General features: G+C 69.4%; 12 protein-coding genes. 8 read left to right on the forward strand and 4 right to left on the reverse strand.

Translation table 11 applies throughout. The annotated features are described in order from the left end of the window. Nucleotides 1-151: 151 nt before the first annotated feature. Nucleotides 152-922 carry an IclR family transcriptional regulator gene (locus OG927_RS16505; RefSeq protein ID WP_319100498.1) on the forward strand — a complete coding sequence of 257 codons (771 nt, stop codon included), beginning with the start codon at nucleotides 152-154 and terminating at the stop codon, nucleotides 920-922. Between the two features lie 101 nt (nucleotides 923-1,023). After that, a complete protein-coding gene (locus tag OG927_RS16510; RefSeq protein WP_056793128.1) occupies nucleotides 1,024-1,461 on the forward strand; it encodes an SsgA family sporulation/cell division regulator in 438 nt (145 codons plus the stop codon). 104 nt (nucleotides 1,462-1,565) lie between these two features. Here OG927_RS16510 and OG927_RS16515 read toward each other — a convergent pair whose 3' ends face one another. Beyond that, nucleotides 1,566-2,921, reverse strand: coding sequence for a YibE/F family protein (locus OG927_RS16515; RefSeq protein WP_056793127.1), 1,356 nt, complete (start codon nucleotides 2,919-2,921; stop codon nucleotides 1,566-1,568). Between the two features lie 197 nt (nucleotides 2,922-3,118). On the opposite strand from OG927_RS16515, the gene thiC reads away from it, so the two are divergent. Together thiC and OG927_RS16525 are read left to right on the forward strand one after the other, a co-directional pair. Beyond that, on the forward strand, nucleotides 3,119-4,924 hold the full coding sequence (thiC, locus tag OG927_RS16520; protein WP_056793126.1) for a phosphomethylpyrimidine synthase ThiC: 1,806 nt from the start codon (nucleotides 3,119-3,121) through the stop codon (nucleotides 4,922-4,924). A gap of 336 nt (nucleotides 4,925-5,260) precedes the next feature. Then, the gene (locus tag OG927_RS16525; protein WP_209470148.1) at nucleotides 5,261-5,617 is read left to right on the forward strand and encodes a DUF805 domain-containing protein; all 357 of its coding nucleotides are present in this window, start codon (nucleotides 5,261-5,263) and stop codon (nucleotides 5,615-5,617) included. A 189-nt stretch (nucleotides 5,618-5,806) separates the two neighbouring features. Here the strand turns inward: OG927_RS16525 and OG927_RS16530 are convergent, their stop codons facing one another. From OG927_RS16530 to OG927_RS16540, 3 genes are all read right to left on the reverse strand, one after another. After that, nucleotides 5,807-6,631, reverse strand: a complete 825-nt coding sequence (locus tag OG927_RS16530; protein WP_209470147.1) for a hypothetical protein — start codon at nucleotides 6,629-6,631, stop codon at nucleotides 5,807-5,809. 182 nt (nucleotides 6,632-6,813) lie between these two features. Beyond that, nucleotides 6,814-7,869, reverse strand: coding sequence for a metallophosphoesterase (locus OG927_RS16535; protein WP_056793571.1), 1,056 nt, complete (start codon nucleotides 7,867-7,869; stop codon nucleotides 6,814-6,816). A gap of 175 nt (nucleotides 7,870-8,044) precedes the next feature. Continuing rightward, nucleotides 8,045-9,157, reverse strand: a complete 1,113-nt coding sequence (locus OG927_RS16540; protein ID WP_037758261.1) for a LacI family DNA-binding transcriptional regulator — start codon at nucleotides 9,155-9,157, stop codon at nucleotides 8,045-8,047. 403 nt (nucleotides 9,158-9,560) lie between these two features. Between OG927_RS16540 and hisC the strand changes: the two genes are divergently transcribed. The 4 genes from hisC to cydD all read left to right on the forward strand — a co-directional run bounded on the left by hisC (nucleotide 9,561) and on the right by cydD (nucleotide 17,151). Then, the gene (hisC, locus tag OG927_RS16545; protein ID WP_056793123.1) at nucleotides 9,561-10,640 is read left to right on the forward strand and encodes a histidinol-phosphate transaminase; all 1,080 of its coding nucleotides are present in this window, start codon (nucleotides 9,561-9,563) and stop codon (nucleotides 10,638-10,640) included. Nucleotides 10,641-10,949: 309 nt separating this feature from the next. After that, entirely contained in the window at nucleotides 10,950-12,458 is a 1,509-nt protein-coding gene (locus OG927_RS16550) for a cytochrome ubiquinol oxidase subunit I (protein ID WP_056793122.1), read from the forward strand. Between the two features lie 18 nt (nucleotides 12,459-12,476). Further along, nucleotides 12,477-13,478, forward strand: coding sequence for a cytochrome d ubiquinol oxidase subunit II (gene cydB / locus OG927_RS16555; RefSeq protein ID WP_056793121.1), 1,002 nt, complete (start codon nucleotides 12,477-12,479; stop codon nucleotides 13,476-13,478). A gap of 118 nt (nucleotides 13,479-13,596) precedes the next feature. Then, nucleotides 13,597-17,151: a thiol reductant ABC exporter subunit CydD gene (gene cydD / locus OG927_RS16560; protein ID WP_330320372.1), complete on the forward strand. Its 3,555-nt coding sequence runs from the start codon at nucleotides 13,597-13,599 to the stop codon at nucleotides 17,149-17,151. The last annotated feature ends 42 nt before the right edge of the window (nucleotides 17,152-17,193 follow it).

Raw genomic sequence — 17,193 nt, forward strand, 5'->3', positions numbered from 1 at the left:
CGCTGCCGTCGGCTGAGAAGTGACTGCCCGTCACCATTCTGCTCGGAGTCTGTGCGACCGTCCGGTCTCCGGACCTCGGGCTCGCGGCGGGCCCGCGGGGGCGGCCCCCGCGGGAGGGCTGAATGCCCGTCACCATGCCTGGGGGTGACCTGTGACCACGGCATCGAGTCCCGCTGCCCCGACGTTGATCGGATCGGTTCAACGGGCGTTGAGGCTGCTGGAGGCTGTGGGTACCCATCGGGACGGGGCGCCGGCGAAGCAGCTCGCGCGGGAGGCGGGCCTCCCCCTTCCCACGGCCTACCACCTGCTGCGCACTCTGACCCATGAGGGCTACCTCCGCAGGGAGAACGGCGTCTTCCTGTTCGGCGCCGCTGCCGAGCGCCTCACCGGTGGCGGGCAGCCCGTGGCCCGCCCCGGTGTGATCGTCGACTCGCTCGCGCGCTGGGCGGAGGTCATCGGTGCGCCCGTGTACTGCGCCCTCTATCGGGAGGGGGAGATCGAGATCATCGCGGTGGCGGACACGCCTGCCGCTCCCGCCGTGGGCGAGTGGGCCTCGTTCCGGGAGACGGGGCACGCCCATGCGCTCGGGCAGTGCCTGCTGGCCCAGCTCGACGAGAGGGCCCGCGAGGACCATCTGGACCGCCACCCGGTCCGGCAGCTGACGCGGTACTCCGTACGGGACCGTGCCACGTTCCTCGACCGGCTCGGATCTATGAAGCGGACGGAACCTGTCATCGAGCGGCAGGAGTACGCGCTGGGGACGGTCTGCGCGGCCATTCCGATCACGGTGGGTCCCGCCGTGGCGGCGATGGCTGTTTCTCTCCCCCTGGACCAAGAGGAACGGTTGCTCGCTGCAGTCGAACAACTACGCTGCGAAGTGACCGCGCTCTTGCGCTCGTTCGTGTTCTCTATCAGTATCTGAAAAATCACTCCTTGTGATCTGCTATCGCGTGCACCACGATGGCGTCAATAGGGCCATGGGGGATCATTCCTGGCCAGATTCATCTACTGCGGGGTTGAACGATGCGCGAGTCGGTTCAAGCAGAGGTCATGATGAGCTTCCTCGTCTCCGAGGAGCTTTCGTTCCGTATTCCGGTGGAGCTCCGGTACGAGGTGGGAGATCCGTACGCGATCCGGATGACCTTCCACCTGCCGGGTGACGCCCCCGTCACCTGGGCTTTCGGCCGTGAGCTGCTGCTCGACGGTCTCAACAGTCCGAGCGGCGACGGTGATGTGCACATCGGGCCGATCGAGCCCGAGGGTCTTTCGGATGTACACATCCGCCTTCAGGTCGGCGCGGACCGTGCGCTCTTCCGAGCCGGCACGGCTCCTCTTGTGGCCTTCCTAGACCGGACGGACAAGCTGGTGCCATTGGGACAGGAGCACACGCTGGGTGACTTCGACGGCAATCTCGAAGAGGCCCTCGGCCGCATCCTCGCCAAGGAGCAGAACGCCGGCTGAGGAACAGGGAGACCCGGCCGAGGACATGGCCGCCCGGGACCTCCGGCCGAGCGGCGCGCGACCGCGAACAGCGGTGCCCCGGGGCATGCCTCCGGTGCCCGCGCTCACGCCTTTCGGCGTCGGCCCCTCCCGGTCCGTACGGGTGCAGGAGCTTCGGCTTCCGCGCCGAGCCCCGTGCGGTCCGCGGAGACCACCAGGGCCGCGAGCACCGTCGTCACCGGCACCGAGGCGACCAGCCCGATCGATCCGACCAGGGTCCGGACGATCTCCTGCGCGACCAGTTCGCTGGTGGCCACGGTCCCCACGCTGCTCTGGGCGATCGAGAAGAGAAGCAGCAGCGGCAGCGCGGCGCCCGCGTAGGCGAGTACGAGCGTATTGACGACCGAGGCGATGTGGTCGCGGCCGATTCTGATGCCCGCCCGGTAGAGGCGGCGCACACCCATGGCCGGGTCCGCCTGATGCAGTTCCCAGACCGCCGACGTCTGGGTGACGGTCACGTCGTCGAGGACCCCGAGCGAACCGATGATGACACCGGCCAGCAGCAGACCGCTCATGTCGATGTTCGGGAACAACCCGTGGATCAGGCCGGTGTTGTCGTCCGTGTTGCCGCTGAGGCTCGCCCAGCCGATGAAGAGTGAACCCAGCAGCCCGATCAGCAGCAGTGAGATGAGCGTGCCGATCACGGCCACGGAGGTGCGGGCCGTCAGTCCGTGGCAGGTGTAGAGAGCGATCAGCATGATGGCGCTGGCACCGATCACCGCGACCACCAGTGGATTCGAGCCCTGCAGGATCGCCGGAAGGATGAACAGGGTCAGCACGGCGAACGACACCGCCAGCGCGATCAGTGCCATCAGACCGCGCAGCCTGCCGACCACGATCACCGCGAGCGCGAAGATCCCGGCGAGCAGAGCCATGGGGAACGAACGGGCCACGTCCGTCACCGAGTACTGCAGGTCCCGGGGGGCGTCGGGCGCGTACGCCACGATCACTCCCTGACCCTCCCGCAGCTGCCTGGAGGCGTCGGGCTGGACCACCTCGACGAACGTACGGCCCTTGTCGTCGCCGGTCGTCACCTCGACCGTGGCCTTCTTGCACAGCCCCGTCTCCTCGTTGACGGCCTCTCGACCCGAGGCTGTCGAGGTGTCACCGGTCGGTGGTACCTGCGCGGCGTTCACGTCCGCGCAGTCGACGTTGACGACCTTCACCACCTTCCCGTCCTGGGTCTGCCGGTCGAAACCGACTCCGGTGCGCTCGTGGGCGGGGGCCCCGCCGGGCCAGAACGCCACCAGACCGACGAAGACCGCGGTGGCGAACGGGATCAGCACGGCCGCGATGACCTTGCGCAGATGCTTGGACACGGGCGCGGCAGGACCGTGGCTGTGTGTGTGGCCGTGCGCATGACTCTGTGTGCTGCCGGATGCGGGGCCTTGGGGTTCGGGGGCGCTTCGGGGGGATGTCACCCGGCGATCATCCCAAGAACGGGGGAGGCCCTCTGGCCAGCACGCCAGGAGGGACGCTAGCGTGGGGTCACCTTTGCACACGCGGGAGCTCGGAGCACCGGGCTGAGAGGGCGCTGACCTCCGTACATCCGTACGGGAAACGCTGCGCCGACCGACGAACCTGTTACCGGGTAATGCCGGCGTAGGGAGTAGGTCTCATGACCACAGCGGACGCACGCACGCCTGCCTCGAAGCAGGAAGAAGCCCAGAACGCGCAGGACTCCGGGAGCGGCGAGGCCGGGAAGTCCATCGGCTGGCACAAGGGGTACGTCCAGGGTTCGCGCCCGGACCTCCGGGTGCCGGTCCGCCAGGTGCATCTCACCAACGGCAAGGACGTGACGCTGTACGACACGTCGGGTCCGTACACCGATCCCACCACCGAGACCGATGTCCGCCGCGGGCTCGCACCCCTGCGGGAGAACTGGATCATCGCGCGCGGGGACACCGAGGAGTACGCGGGCCGTCCCGCGCGCCCGGAGGACGACGGACTCAAGCACACCTCCCCACGCGGCGGTCTGCGCAACCTCGACGCGGTCTTCCCCGGCCGCCCGCGTCAGCCCCGCCGCAGCCGCGACGGACAGCCGGTCACGCAGCTCGCGTACGCCCGCCGGGGGGAGATCACCCCGGAGATGGAGTACGTGGCGATCCGGGAGAACGTCGAACCGGAGGTCGTGCGCGAGGAGATCGCCGCGGGCCGGGCCGTCCTGCCGGCCAACGTCAATCATCCGGAGATCGAGCCGATGATCATCGGCAAGCGGTTCCTGGTGAAGGTCAACGCCAACATCGGCAACTCCGCGGTCACCTCCTCCATCGAGGAGGAGGTGGACAAGATGACCTGGGCCACCAAGTGGGGGGCCGACACGGTCATGGACCTGTCCACCGGCCGCAACATCCACACCACGCGCGAGTGGGTCCTGCGCAACTCCCCCGTGCCGATCGGCACCGTCCCCCTCTACCAGGCCCTCGAGAAGGTCGACGGCCGGGCCGAGGAGCTGACCTGGGAGATCTACAAGGACACGGTCATCGAGCAGGCCGAGCAGGGCGTCGACTACATGACGGTGCACGCCGGCGTCCGGCTGCCGTACGTCCCGCTGACCGCCCGTCGCAAGACCGGCATCGTCTCCCGCGGCGGCTCGATCATGGCGGCGTGGTGCCTCGCGCACCACAAGGAGTCGTTCCTCTACGAGCACTTCGAAGAGCTCTGCGAGATTCTCGCGGCCTACGACGTGACGTACTCCCTCGGTGACGGGCTGCGCCCCGGATCCATCGCCGACGCCAACGACGAGGCGCAGTTCGCCGAGCTGCGCACCCTCGGGGAGCTCAACTCCGTGGCCAAGCGCTTCGGCGTGCAGACGATGGTCGAGGGTCCCGGACATGTCCCGATGCACAAGATCAAGGAGAACATCGACCTCCAGCAGGAGATCTGCGAGGAGGCACCCTTCTACACGCTCGGCCCGCTGACCACCGATGTCGCTCCCGCGTACGACCACATCACCTCGGGCATCGGGGCGGCGATGATCGCCTGGTGGGGGACGGCGATGCTCTGCTACGTCACGCCCAAGGAACACCTGGGGCTGCCGAACCGGGACGACGTGAAGACCGGCGTCATCACCTACAAGATCGCCGCGCACGCGGCGGATCTCGCCAAGGGGCACCCCGGGGCGCAGGAGTGGGACGACGCACTGTCGGACGCCCGGTTCGAGTTCCGCTGGGAGGACCAGTTCAACCTGGCGCTCGACCCGGACACGGCACGGGAGTTCCACGACGAGACGCTTCCGGCCGAGCCGGCCAAGACCGCACACTTCTGTTCGATGTGCGGCCCGAAGTTCTGCTCGATGAAGATCTCCCACGACATCCGGCGCGAACACGGGAGCGAACAGGTCGATATCGAGGCCGGGATGGCGGAGAAGTCCAAGGAGTTCGCGGCGGCCGGCAACCGCGTCTATCTGCCGATCGCGGACTGAGACCTACGCGGCCGCGGGTGGCCGCGTAGGGGCGCTTCCAGCGGCGCTGCCTCGGGCAACATGCCCCTGAGGCAGCGCCGCTGGGCTGTTTTTCGGGTTGTATACATACATCACGAAGCATCCGGTCAATGGCTGATTTCAGCTGATCGATCCTGTACTGCGTTGCTTCCGGGCGGTGTTCGGAGACGATAAGGACACGGAAACGTGGCAGCTGGATGTACGTTTCGCCAGGAGTCTGCCTGTGCTTGACCGGTTCCTTATCTGTGACCTACCTTCCGCTGTGCTTGGCCGAAAAGGTGTGCGCCTCCAACGGGGGCGCCAGGGGAGGGAATCACAGTGAACTGGTACCTGGACGTACTCAAGAACTATGCAGGCTTCAGTGGGCGCGCGCGCCGCAAGGAGTACTGGATGTTCGCACTCTTCAACGCCATCGTGGCCGTGGTCCTGCTGGCCATAGGTTTCGCCATCGAGTCCCAGATCCCCTACGGCATCTACATTCTCGCCGTGCTGGTTCCCTCGCTCGCCGTCGTCGTGCGCCGGCTGCACGACACCGGCCGCTCCGGCTGGTGGTTCCTGATCGCGTTCGTCCCGCTGGTGGGCGGCATCATCCTGCTCGTCTTCATGTGCTCCGAGGGTGCGCGTGAGGCGAACGAGTACGGCGCCGACCCCAAGCTGGCTCCGCAGGGAGTCTGAGGGGACGCTCCGGCGACCGGAGCACGTACAACCGACGGCAGAGGCCGGGCGCAGCGGGAGCTGCCCCGGCCTCTGCCGTGCGGCGGTACCGGCCGTCGAAGCGTGAGCGGCCCCACGGTGCCGGTCGTGAACCGGGGACGTGTTTCCGTGACACGGCGGGGTCGCGGCCGGGCCAGGACCCGGTGGGGATCACTCCGGCCGGTGTTCGGGGCCTCCGAAGTCCGGGCTGGTGAAGTCGGGGCTGGTGAAGGTCGGACGCGGTCCTGCCGAAGGCCCGTCCTGCGGTCCGGAGAAGTCCGGGCTGCTGTAGCCGATCTTCGGGATGCGGTTCGGCGAGCGGTGCGGTGTCCGCGCCGCGGGCCCCGCGGTGGGGTCGGCCAGGGCATCCCGCAGGAAGGGCAGGATGCCGCGCTCCAGCAGGGCGTGGCGCCAGGCCTCCCTGGCCCGGGCCACGTCCTCCGGCAGTTCGTTCTCCTCGTCCGGCGCGGGCAGGGCCGTGGAACCGTTGCGCAGCGCGGTGACCAGGAGTCCGACCGCGGCGACCAGAATGGCCGCGGCGGCGACCGCCGCGAAGAACCACCCGGCGGCGACCATGGTGCCGGCGAAGGCCATGGTGGGGCTGACGGCCTTCAGGAGATAGCCGACCAGCAGGAATATCAGGGCGGCGGTGCCCGCGAGGACGGGAGCCAGCACGGTGATCACCGCGAGTGTGCCCGCGCCCGGCCCGTCCGCCTCTTCCGTGGCGGGCCGGAGGACGGAGTCGGGGTCCGGCGGATCGGACGGTCTGCGCAGGTCGCCGCGGACCTTCACGTAGTGCTCGTACTCGGTGGCCGCGGCCGCGGTGATCAGCGCCGTGGCGTCCAGCGCCATCGTCCGCAGCTGCTCCGTGTTGAGCCGGTCCCCGACTCCGTCCAGATCCGGGCGTTCATGGGCGTGACGCAGCGCGTCTGCGAGGATCCGCGCATACTCCGGGCGGTCCTCGGCCAGCAGGTGCGGAGCGCTTTTCATGTGCATCCCCCGATGCTCCGTAGGGCCTGATCGACCGCATGGGCCGGGCGATCGGGCGGAAACGGAGGAGAGCCTGCTACTGATACGCCGATGGTAGAGCGCCTACCGCACGGGGTGACAGGGGGTTTCCGGAAATTGGCCCGGCAGACGGCGATGTCAGGTCGCCGCGGGCCTGCCCCCTGCGACCGTCAGTCAGGCAGGGGTAGTTCGACGACGAGCAGCTTTCCGGCCATGGTCACGCCGCCGTCCATCGCGATGGCCAGCCCGTCCGCGTACACGTGCGGACCGTCCACCGCGGGGCGGGCGCTGTCCTCGCCGTCCTCCGACCCGACCTCGCCGAGGAGATACGGGATGGGGCTGTGACCATGGACGACGCGTCGGCCGCCGTAGGTCGACATGAGTTCGCGGACGGCTTCGGCACCGCCCTCGTCACGGAAGGCGAAGCGCTTGGTGAGCTTGCGGAAGAGGTCCCAGCACTCGTCGGCGTCATGCCGCGTGAGAATGGCGTGCACGGTGTCGTTGACGTCCTCGATGGTGGACCCGTAGTCGAGGTACGCCGTGGTGTCGGAGTGCATCAGCAGATGCCCGTCCTCCTCCACGACCGCGTCGAGCCGGGCCATCCACTGGAGGTGGACGTCCTGGAGCCGCTCCATGTCGGTCTTCTGGCCGCCGTTGAGCAGCCAGGCGGCCTGGAAGGTCGCGGTACCGGCGCCGGAGTTCACCGGGGTGTCGCCGAACCTCTTCGCGCCGATGAGCAGCAGCTCGTGGTTGCCCATCAGGGCCTTGCAGTACCCGCCGGCCGCGGCCGCCTCCGCGGAGAGGCGCATGACGAGGTCGATGACGCCGATGCCGTCCGGACCGCGGTCGGTGAAGTCGCCGAGGAACCACAGCCTGGTGTTGCCGGCGGCCCAGTGGCCGTCGGCGTCCACGAGGCCCTGCTCGCCGAGCGCCGCCAGGAGCTCGTCCAGATAGCCGTGCACGTCCCCGACGACGTACAGCGGGCCGCGCTCCCCGTCGGCGACCTGACGCGGCTCCGGAACGGTCCGCACCTGCACGGTGTCCCCGCGGTTGATCACCGGAAGATCGCGCGCGGTGGGCGTGTAGCCCTCCGGCGGCTCGTCGCCCGCTGCGACGTTGCCCGGATGCGGCAACGGCGACAACGGCGCCTGTGCATACGGCGGTACGCGGAAGTCACGCAACGTCGCTGTCCGCACCACGGGTCCCTGACCGGCCCCCTGAGTCATCGACCCCTCCACCACCGTCGCGCCGCCGTACACCTGACGGGCCCTGCCTGGTAGAGGTGGTCCGCGGTGTCGTGCGCCCATCATAGGAATGCGGATCGTGCTGTGTGACGCACCAGGGGTGGTGAATCCGGACGCACACATGGTTCATCGACCGTTTCATCCCGGATTGATCCGATCAATCCCCTGCGGGTGAACGCGGCGCGCTGACCGTGGTGCGGGGCGGCCGTCGTTGCGAGGAGGTCCGGACGATGAGTTCCGTCGGTATCACCTGTTCCACCGGACCGTCGTGCTCGACCCCTTCGATGGCGTCGATGAGGAGCTGCACGACCGCCGTGCCGATCCTGCGCGGCTTGAGCGAGAGCGTCGTGATGGGCGGCTCGGTCGACGCGTACACGGTGGACTCGCTGCAGCAGACCAGCAGCAGGTCCTCGGGGACCCGCAGGCCGTAGCGGCGGGCCGCGGCCAGCAGATCGGTCCCGTTGGGGTCGAAGAGTCCGTAGACGGCGTCGGGGCGGTCGGGGCGGGCGAGGAGTCGGTCGGCGGCGACCGCGCCCGCGCAGGGGTCGTGGGCCGGATAGGACTCGTAGACGGGGTCCTGGCCGACCCGCTCGCACCAGTGCAGGTAGGCGGTGGTGGAGAGGCGGGTGTACGTGTCGGTGGTGGTGCCGGTCAGCAGCCCGATGCGGCGGGCTCCCGCTGCTGCGAGATGGTCGAGGAGGTCGAGCACGGCCGCCCGGTGGTCGTTGTCGACCCAGGCGGTGACGGGCAGTGTGCCGGCCGGGCGGCCGTCGGACACCACCGGCAGCCCCTGGCGGACGAGTTCGGTGACCACCGGGTCCTGGTCGGAGGGGTCGATGACGACCGTGCCGTCGAGGGCGACGTTCGACCACACGTCGTGGCGTGAGGTCGCGGGCAGGATGACCAGGGCGTAGCCGCGGGCGAGCGCCGCCGAGGTGGCCGCTCTCGCCATCTCCGCGAAGTAAGCGAATTCGGTGAAGGTGAAAGGTTCGTCCCCGTACGTGGTCACGGTCAGGCCGATGAGCCCCGACTTGCCGGTACGGAGGGTTCGGGCCGCCGCGGACGGGCGATAGCCCAGCCGTTCGGCGACCTCGCGGACATGGCGGCGGGTGGCATCCGGAAGTCTGCCCTTGCCGTTGAGCGCGTCGGAGACGGTCGTGATGGAGACTCCGGCCGCTGCGGCAACATCCCGGATGCCCGCCCGTCCCGGCCGGCCGCTGCGCCGGGGCGTCTCTGTCCGGCTCACCTGGTGCTTCCCTGCTGCTGTCATGGCGAGCCGATAGTAGGGCTCCGACGGGGGGTGGCGCCGGACGCATATGCACACGCCGACAGGCACGTTTCTGCATGATCATTAAGGGATAAGCGCCTTGCAATGTAAGGCTATTGGTGGTCTGCATGCTGTTGTCCCTCGTGTCGGCGTGCATGAACCTGCTCAATGGTTCATGTCTCGAAGAGGTCTCAACTCACCCCTTCGAGGGATGCGCGCCAGGGCGCGAGCCACCAGCGTGCGCCGGGTCGGGCAGCGCTCCCCCTCCGGAGAGCCGGCCGGCACCTCGTGCGACCGGTGCTTCCCGGCGGACGGAACGATTTCGCCGCCGGGCCATTCGCAGGGGCGCCCAATCCTCATAAGGTGAGCAGTATTGATGTGTACGGATGGTCGAGGAGGACCTGCGGTGAGCGAGACGAGCCCCAAGCTGCGCGCCGAGCTGGACGGCGTCCCTGCCTATGTGCCGGGGAAGCCGGCGTCGGCCGACGGACCGGTTGCCTTCAAGCTGTCCTCCAACGAGAACCCGTACCCCCCGCTGCCGGGGGTGATGGAATCGGCACTCGCCGCGGCTGCGCACTTCAACCGGTACCCGGACATGGCGTGCACCGGCCTGATGAACGAGCTGTCCGACCGGTTCGGTGTGCCTCTCGCGCACCTCGCCACCGGCACCGGCTCGGTCGGTGTGGCGCAGCAGCTGCTGCAGGCCACCTCCGGCCCGGGCGACGAGGTCATCTACGCCTGGCGCTCCTTCGAGGCGTACCCGATCATCACCCAGGTCAGCGGCGCGACGTCGGTCAAGGTGCCGCTGGCCGACGGCGAGGTGCACGATCTGGACGCGATGGCCGGAGCGATCACGGACCGCACGCGGATGATCTTCGTCTGCAACCCGAACAACCCGACGGGCACCGTGGTGCGCAGGGCGGAGCTGGAGCGCTTCCTGGACCGGGTGCCCGGGGACGTGCTGGTGGTGCTCGACGAGGCGTACAAGGAATTCGTCCGGGACGCCGACGTGCCGGACGGCATCGAGATCTACCGGGACCGGCCCAATGTGGCGGTGCTCCGGACCTTCTCCAAGGCGTACGGCCTGGCGGGGCTGCGGGTCGGCTTCGCCGTGGCGCACGAGCCGGTGGCGGCGGCACTGCGCAAGACGGCCGTCCCCTTCGGGGTCAGCCAGGTCGCGCAGGATGCCGCGGTCGCCTCGCTGCGCGCCGAGGACGAGCTGCTGGGCCGGGTCGGGGCGCTGGTGGGCGAGCGCACCAGGGTGCGTGAGGGGCTGGTGCGGCAGGGCTGGACCGTCCCCGAGTCCCAGGCGAACTTCGTCTGGCTGCGGCTCGGCGACCGTACGCTCGATTTCGCCGCGGTGTGTGAGCGGGCGGGTGTGGTGGTCCGGCCGTTCGCGGGTGAAGGCGTGCGGGTCACCGTCGGGGAGACGGAGGCCAACGACATGTTCCTGAAGGTGGCGGAGTCGTACCGCAGGGAGAAGTAGGGCGGCACGCGACGGCCTCGTGCCGGCCGCGCCCCACGGTGGCCCCGGACCTCGGGTGACGAGGTCCGGGGCCACCGTGCTGTGGGCCGTTGTGGCCCGCTTCGTCCCGGTGGCGCGACGTCCGATTTCGGGTGGCTCGGCCGGGTCGGCCGGAAACCACCCCCCGCTCGAACGCTTCGAATCCATGTGCGCCATAATTGCTTGTGAATGTGAACGCGTTCACAAGCGTGCCCCGTTTTCTCCCGTGATCAACGGGATTGAAGGGGGCGAGCAGCGGCTGTGATCACGGCGACGCAAGGAGAAGAGGGCGTGAATCTAGCTCTGGCACCAGAGACTCTGGCGCGATGGCAGTTCGGCATCACCACCGTCTACCACTTCCTGTTCGTCCCATTGACGATCTCTCTCGCCGCGCTCACAGCCGGCCTGCAGACCGCCTGGGTGCGCACGGACAACGAGAAGTACCTCAGGGCCACCAAGTTCTGGGGAAAGCTCTTTCTGATCAACATCGCCATGGGTGTGGTCACCGGCATCGTCCAGGAGTTCCAGTTCGGGATGAACTGGTCCGACTACTCGCGGTTCGTCGGTGACGTCTTCGGAGCCCCGCTCGCCTTCGAGGCGCTGATCGCCTTCTTCTTCGAGTCGACCTTCATCGGGCTGTGGATCTTCGGCTGGGACAAGCTGCCGAAGAAGATCCATCTCGCCTGCATCTGGATGGTCTCCCTCGGCACCATCCTCTCCACGTTCTTCATCCTGGCGGCCAACTCCTGGATGCAGCATCCGGTCGGCTACCGCATCAACGAGGAACGCGGTCGTGCCGAGCTCACGGACTTCTGGCAGGTGCTCACCCAGAACACCGCACTCGCCCAGTTCTTCCACACCATCACGGCGGCCTTCCTGGTCGGCGGCGCCTTCATGGTCGGCATCTCCGCCTTCCACCTGGCACGCAGGAAGCACATCCGGGTGATGCGGACCTCGCTGCGACTGGGACTGGTGACGGTGGTGGCCGCGGGGGCGCTCACGGCGGTCAGCGGAGACACGCTCGGCAAGGTGATGTTCGAGCAGCAGCCGATGAAGATGGCCGCCGCCGAGGCGCTGTGGGAGGGCGAGGACGGTGCGCCCTTCTCCCTCTTCGCGGTCGGTGACGTGGCCGAGGGCCACAACACCGTGGAGATCTCCATTCCCGGAGTGCTGTCCTTCCTGGCGGACAACGACTTCAACTCCTACGTCCCCGGCATCAATGACATCAACGACCAACTGGTGGAGACGTACGGCCCGGGCGACTACCGGCCCAACATCCCGGTCGCCTTCTGGAGCTTCCGCTGGATGATCGGCTTCGGTATGGCGTCCTTCGGGCTCGGCCTGCTGGGACTGTGGCTGACCCGGCGGAGGTTCCTGCTGCCGCCGGCGATGCGCACGGGTGAGGACGAGGTGCCGCATCTGGTGCTCTTCAGGAACAAGGCACTCAGCCCGAAACTGACCAAGCTCTACTGGCTCACCGCCCTCTGGACCATGCTCTTCCCGCTGATCGCCAACTCCTGGGGATGGATCTTCACCGAGATGGGCCGCCAGCCCTGGGTCGTCTACGGCGTGTTCCAGACGCGCGACGCGGTCTCCCCCGGCGTCTCGCAGGGTGAGGTCCTCACGTCGATGATCGTCTTCACCGCTCTGTACGCGGTGCTCGCCGTGGTCGAGGTCAAGCTGCTCGTGAAGTACGTCAAGGCCGGGCCGCCCGAACTCACGGAGGCCGACCTCAACCCGCCCACCAGGATCGGCGGCCACGACCATGACGCCGACCGGCCGATGGCCTTCTCCTACTGAGAACAGCGGAGCTGAGAGATGGAACTCCACGACGTCTGGTTCGTGCTCATCGCCGTCCTCTGGATCGGCTACTTCTTCCTGGAGGGATTCGACTTCGGCATCGGAGTCCTGACCAAGCTGCTCGCCCGTGACCGCAAGGAACGGCGCGTCCTGATCAACACGATCGGGCCGGTCTGGGACGGCAACGAGGTGTGGCTGCTCAGTGCCGGAGGCGCGACCTTCGCCGCGTTCCCCGAGTGGTACGCCACGCTGTTCTCCGGCTTCTACCTCCCGCTGCTGGTCATCCTGCTGTGCCTGATCGTGCGGGGAGTGGCCTTCGAGTACCGGGCCAAGCGCCCCGAGGAGCGCTGGCAGACCAACTGGGAACACGCGATCTTCTGGACCTCGCTGATACCGGCCTTCCTCTGGGGCGTGGCCTTCGGGAACATCGTCCGCGGAGTGAAGATCGATGCCGACATGGAGTACGTCGGCAACCTCTGGGACCTGCTCAACCCGTACGCCCTCCTGGGCGGACTGGTCACGCTGACGCTCTTCACCTTCCACGGTGCGGTGTTCGCCGGGCTCAAGACCGTCGGGGACATCCGGGGGCGGGCGCGCACGCTGGCGCTCAAGCTCGGTCCGGTCACCGCGGTGCTCGCGCTGGGCTTCCTGGTCTGGACCCAGGCGGAGAACGGCGACGGCTGGAGCCTGCTGGCGATGACCGTCGCCGTGCTGTCGCTGGTGGGGGCGATCGGGGCCATCGCGGCGGGACGCGAGGGCTGGTCGTTCGCGCTCTCGGGCCTGACCATCACCGCAGCCGTGGCGATGCTCTTCCTGACCCTCTTCCCCAACGTCATGCCGTCCTCGCTGAACGAGGCGTGGAACCTCACGGTCACCAACGCCTCGTCCACCCCGTACACCCTCACGATCATGACGTGGTGCGCCGGCATCGCCACTCCAGTGGTGCTGCTGTACCAGGGCTGGACGTACTGGGTGTTCCGCAAGCGCATCGGCACACAGCACATCGCCGATCCGCACTGAAAAAGCACCGGGTGCGCGTGCTCCGAACCCGCACGCGCACCCCGGACACGAGAGCCGCATCCGTACGCGCCTCACCGAGTAACCGAACGCCACGAGCTCACCCGGGGAGCTGTTTCACGTGAAACCGATCGACCCGCGCCTTCTTCGCTACGCCCGCGCCACTCGCTTCTTCCTGGCTGCCGTGGTGGGACTCGGGCTGGTCGGTGCTGCCCTGGTCATCGCGCAGGCCATGCTCGTCGCCGAGGTGGTGGTGGGCGGTTTCGAGGACGGACTGACCGTCGCCGGACTCCGCACCCCGCTGCTCCTGCTCGCCGCCGTGGCGCTGGGCCGGGCCCTCGTGGCCTGGCTGACCGAGCTGGCCGCTCACCGGGCGAGCGCCGCGGTCAAGTCCGAGCTGCGCGGACGTCTCATGGCGCGGGCCGCGGAGCTCGGCCCGGAATGGCTGAGCGGGCGGCGCACCGGTTCGCTGGTGGCTCTGGCCACACGGGGTGTCGACGCGCTGGACGACTACTTCTCGCGCTACCTCCCGCAGCTCGGGCTCGCGGTCGTGGTGCCGGTGGCGGTCCTGGCCAGGATCGTCACCGAGGACTGGGTGTCGGCCGCGATCATCGTCGTCACGCTGCCGCTCATCCCGCTCTTCATGATCCTGATCGGCTGGGCCACCCAGTCGCGGATGGACCGTCAGTGGCAGCTGCTGTCGCGGCTTTCCGGACACTTCCTCGACGTGGTCGCGGGGCTGCCGACACTGAAGGTCTTCGGGCGTGCCAAGGCGCAGGCCGAATCGATCCGCGCCATCACGTCGCAGTACCGTCAGGCCACTCTGAAGACGCTCCGGATCGCGTTCCTGTCCTCCTTCGCCCTGGAGCTGCTGGCGACCCTCTCCGTTGCCCTGGTCGCCGTCACGATCGGGATGCGCCTCGTCCACGGCGAACTCGACCTCTACACCGGCCTGGTCATCCTCATCCTGGCGCCCGAGGCATATCTGCCGATCCGCCAGGTCGGGGCCCAGTACCACGCGGCGGCGGAGGGACTCTCCGCCGCGGAGGAGATCTTCTCGGTGCTGGAGACCGAGCCCCCGGCCCGTGGGTCCGGGGACGTTCCGCCGTCACCGCGGCTGGAGCTGGAGGGTGTCACGGTCCGGCACGCGGGCCGTACCGAGCCCTCCCTGGACTCGGCATCGCTGGTGGTGGAGCCAGGAGAGACCGTCGCCCTGGTCGGTCCCAGCGGAGTGGGCAAGTCCACGCTCCTGAGCGTGGTGCTGGGATTCGCGCAGCCCGACGAGGGACGGGTGCTGGTCGGCGGTACCGACCTGTCCGGCCTCTCCGCCGAACGCTGGCGCGAGCAGATTGCCTGGGTCCCCCAGCGTCCGCACCTCTTCGCCGGGACGATCGCGGAGAACGTACGGCTGGCGCGCCCGGACGCGGACGACGACGCGGTCATGGCGGCGCTGCGCGAGGCAGGGGCGTACGACTTCGTGGCGGGTCTCGCGGACGGCCCGCGGACCCTGCTGGGGGAGGACGGGGCCGGACTGTCCGCCGGACAGCGGCAACGCCTCGCGCTCGCACGGGCGTTCCTCGCCGACCGTCCCCTGCTGCTCCTCGACGAGCCGACGGCGAGCCTGGACGGGGAGACGGAGGCGGGCATCGTCGATGCCGTACGGAGGCTGGCGGTAGGACGCACGGTCCTGCTGGTCGTGCACCGTCCGGCACTGCTCTCGGTCGCGGACCGGGTGGTGACCCTGGAGCCGAGGGCCGCAGGGTCTCCCGGGGCCGCTGCGGCACCTTCGCGGGTCCCGGCCGGCTCGGGAGCCCCGGCCGCCGGCGGGCGTACGGAGGCGGCGGACCCGGGGCTGCTGAAGGACACGGCTCCCCGGGCCGGCGGACGGGTGCTCGCCCGGGTCCGGGAGGCCGCCGGTGCCCAGCACGGCAAGCTGGGACTGGCCCTGTTGCTGGGCAGCCTCGCCGTGGGCTCGTCCGTCGGCCTCATGGCAGTCTCCGGATGGCTGATCTCACGCGCCTCGGAACAGCCGCCGGTGCTCTATCTGATGGTCGCCGTCACCGCGACCCGCGCCTTCGGTACCGGGCGTGCGGTGTTCCGCTACGCGGAGCGGCTGGTGTCGCACGACGCGGTGCTCAGGATGCTCGCGGAGCTCAGGGTCGCCGTGTATCGCGGGCTCGAACGCATCGCGCCCGCCGGACTGCGTACGACACGGCGCGGCGACCTGCTGTCCCGGCTCGTCTCCGACGTGGACGCGCTGCAGGACTACTGGCTGCGCTGGCTGCTGCCCGCGGGAACCGCGCTCGCGGTCGGGACGGCGGCCGTCGGGTTCACCGGCTGGCTGCTCCCCGAGGCGGGCGCCGTGCTGGCCGTCGGCCTGCTCCTGGCGGGCGTGGGCGTACCACTGGTGAGCGGCGCGTGCGCCTGGCACGCCGAGCGCCGGCTGGCGCCCGCACGGTCCGCACTGGCCGTCCGCGTCGCCGATCTGCTGGCCGGGACGGCCGAGCTGACCGTCGCGGGGGCGCTGCCGGCACGCAAGGAGCTCGTGCGCGGGGCCGACGCCGCCCTCACCCGGATCGCTTCCCGCGCGGCGACCGCGACCGCACTCGGCGGTGGGCTCTCCGCCCTGCTCTGCGGACTCACCGTCGTGGGTGCGGCAGCCGTCGCCCTTCCCGCGGTGTACGACGGACGGCTGGCAGGCGTGGAGCTCGCCGTCGTGGTCCTCACCCCGCTCGCGGCCTTCGAGGCCGTGACGGGACTGCCGCTCGCCGTGCAGTACCGCCAGCGGATCAAGCGGAGTGCGGAGCGGGTGTACGAGGTCCTGGACGCCCCCGTGCCGGTCCGTGAGCCCGTCACGCCGGCGGAGACACCCGGCACGCCCTTCCCGCTCGCCGTACGAGGGCTGTCGGCCCGGTACGAGGGGGCGGGGCACGACGCGCTGGCCTCGGTCGATCTGACGTTGACCGCCGGGAAGCGGGTGGCCGTCGTGGGCCCGTCCGGATCGGGAAAGACCACGCTCGCGCAGGTCCTGCTCCGCTTCCTGGACGCCCGGGAAGGGACGTACCGCCTCGGTGGTGTCGAGGCGTCCGCGCTGGACGGGGACACGGTCCGGACCTTTGTCGGACTGTGTGCCCAGGACGCCCACGTCTTCGACAGCTCCATCCGGGAGAATCTGCGGCTCGCGCGCACCGGGGCGACGGACGACGAGCTGCGGGACGCGCTGGCCGGGGCCCGGCTGCTGAGTTGGGTGCAGTCCCTGCCGGACGGTCTGGACACCCCGGTGGGCGAACACGGTGCCCGCCTCTCGGGCGGACAACGGCAGAGGCTCGCCCTGGCCAGGGCGCTTCTCGCCGACTTCCCCGTTCTCGTCCTGGACGAGCCGGCGGAGCACCTCGACCTGGCGACGGCGGACGCCTTGACCGCTGACCTGCTGGCCGCCACGCGGGGGAGGACCACCGTGCTGATCACGCACCGGCTGGCCGGACTCGACGCCGTGGACGAGATTCTGGTGCTGGACGGGGGCAGAGTGGTGCAGCAGGGGCCGTACGCCGCTCTGGCCGCGCAGGACGGGCCGCTGCGCCGGATGCTGGAACGCGAGCAGGCGCCCGTGCCGGTGAGGGCCGTGACAGCGCGGCCGGTCGCGGAGGAGCACGTGGCTGCATCTGCGCGGCCCTGACACGGCGGGCCGACCGGGCGTCCGACTTTCCGGACCGATGGC

This window comes from Streptomyces clavifer (genome assembly GCF_036345975.1).
In the GTDB taxonomy this organism is placed as follows: Bacteria; Actinomycetota; Actinomycetes; order Streptomycetales; family Streptomycetaceae; genus Streptomyces; species Streptomyces clavifer.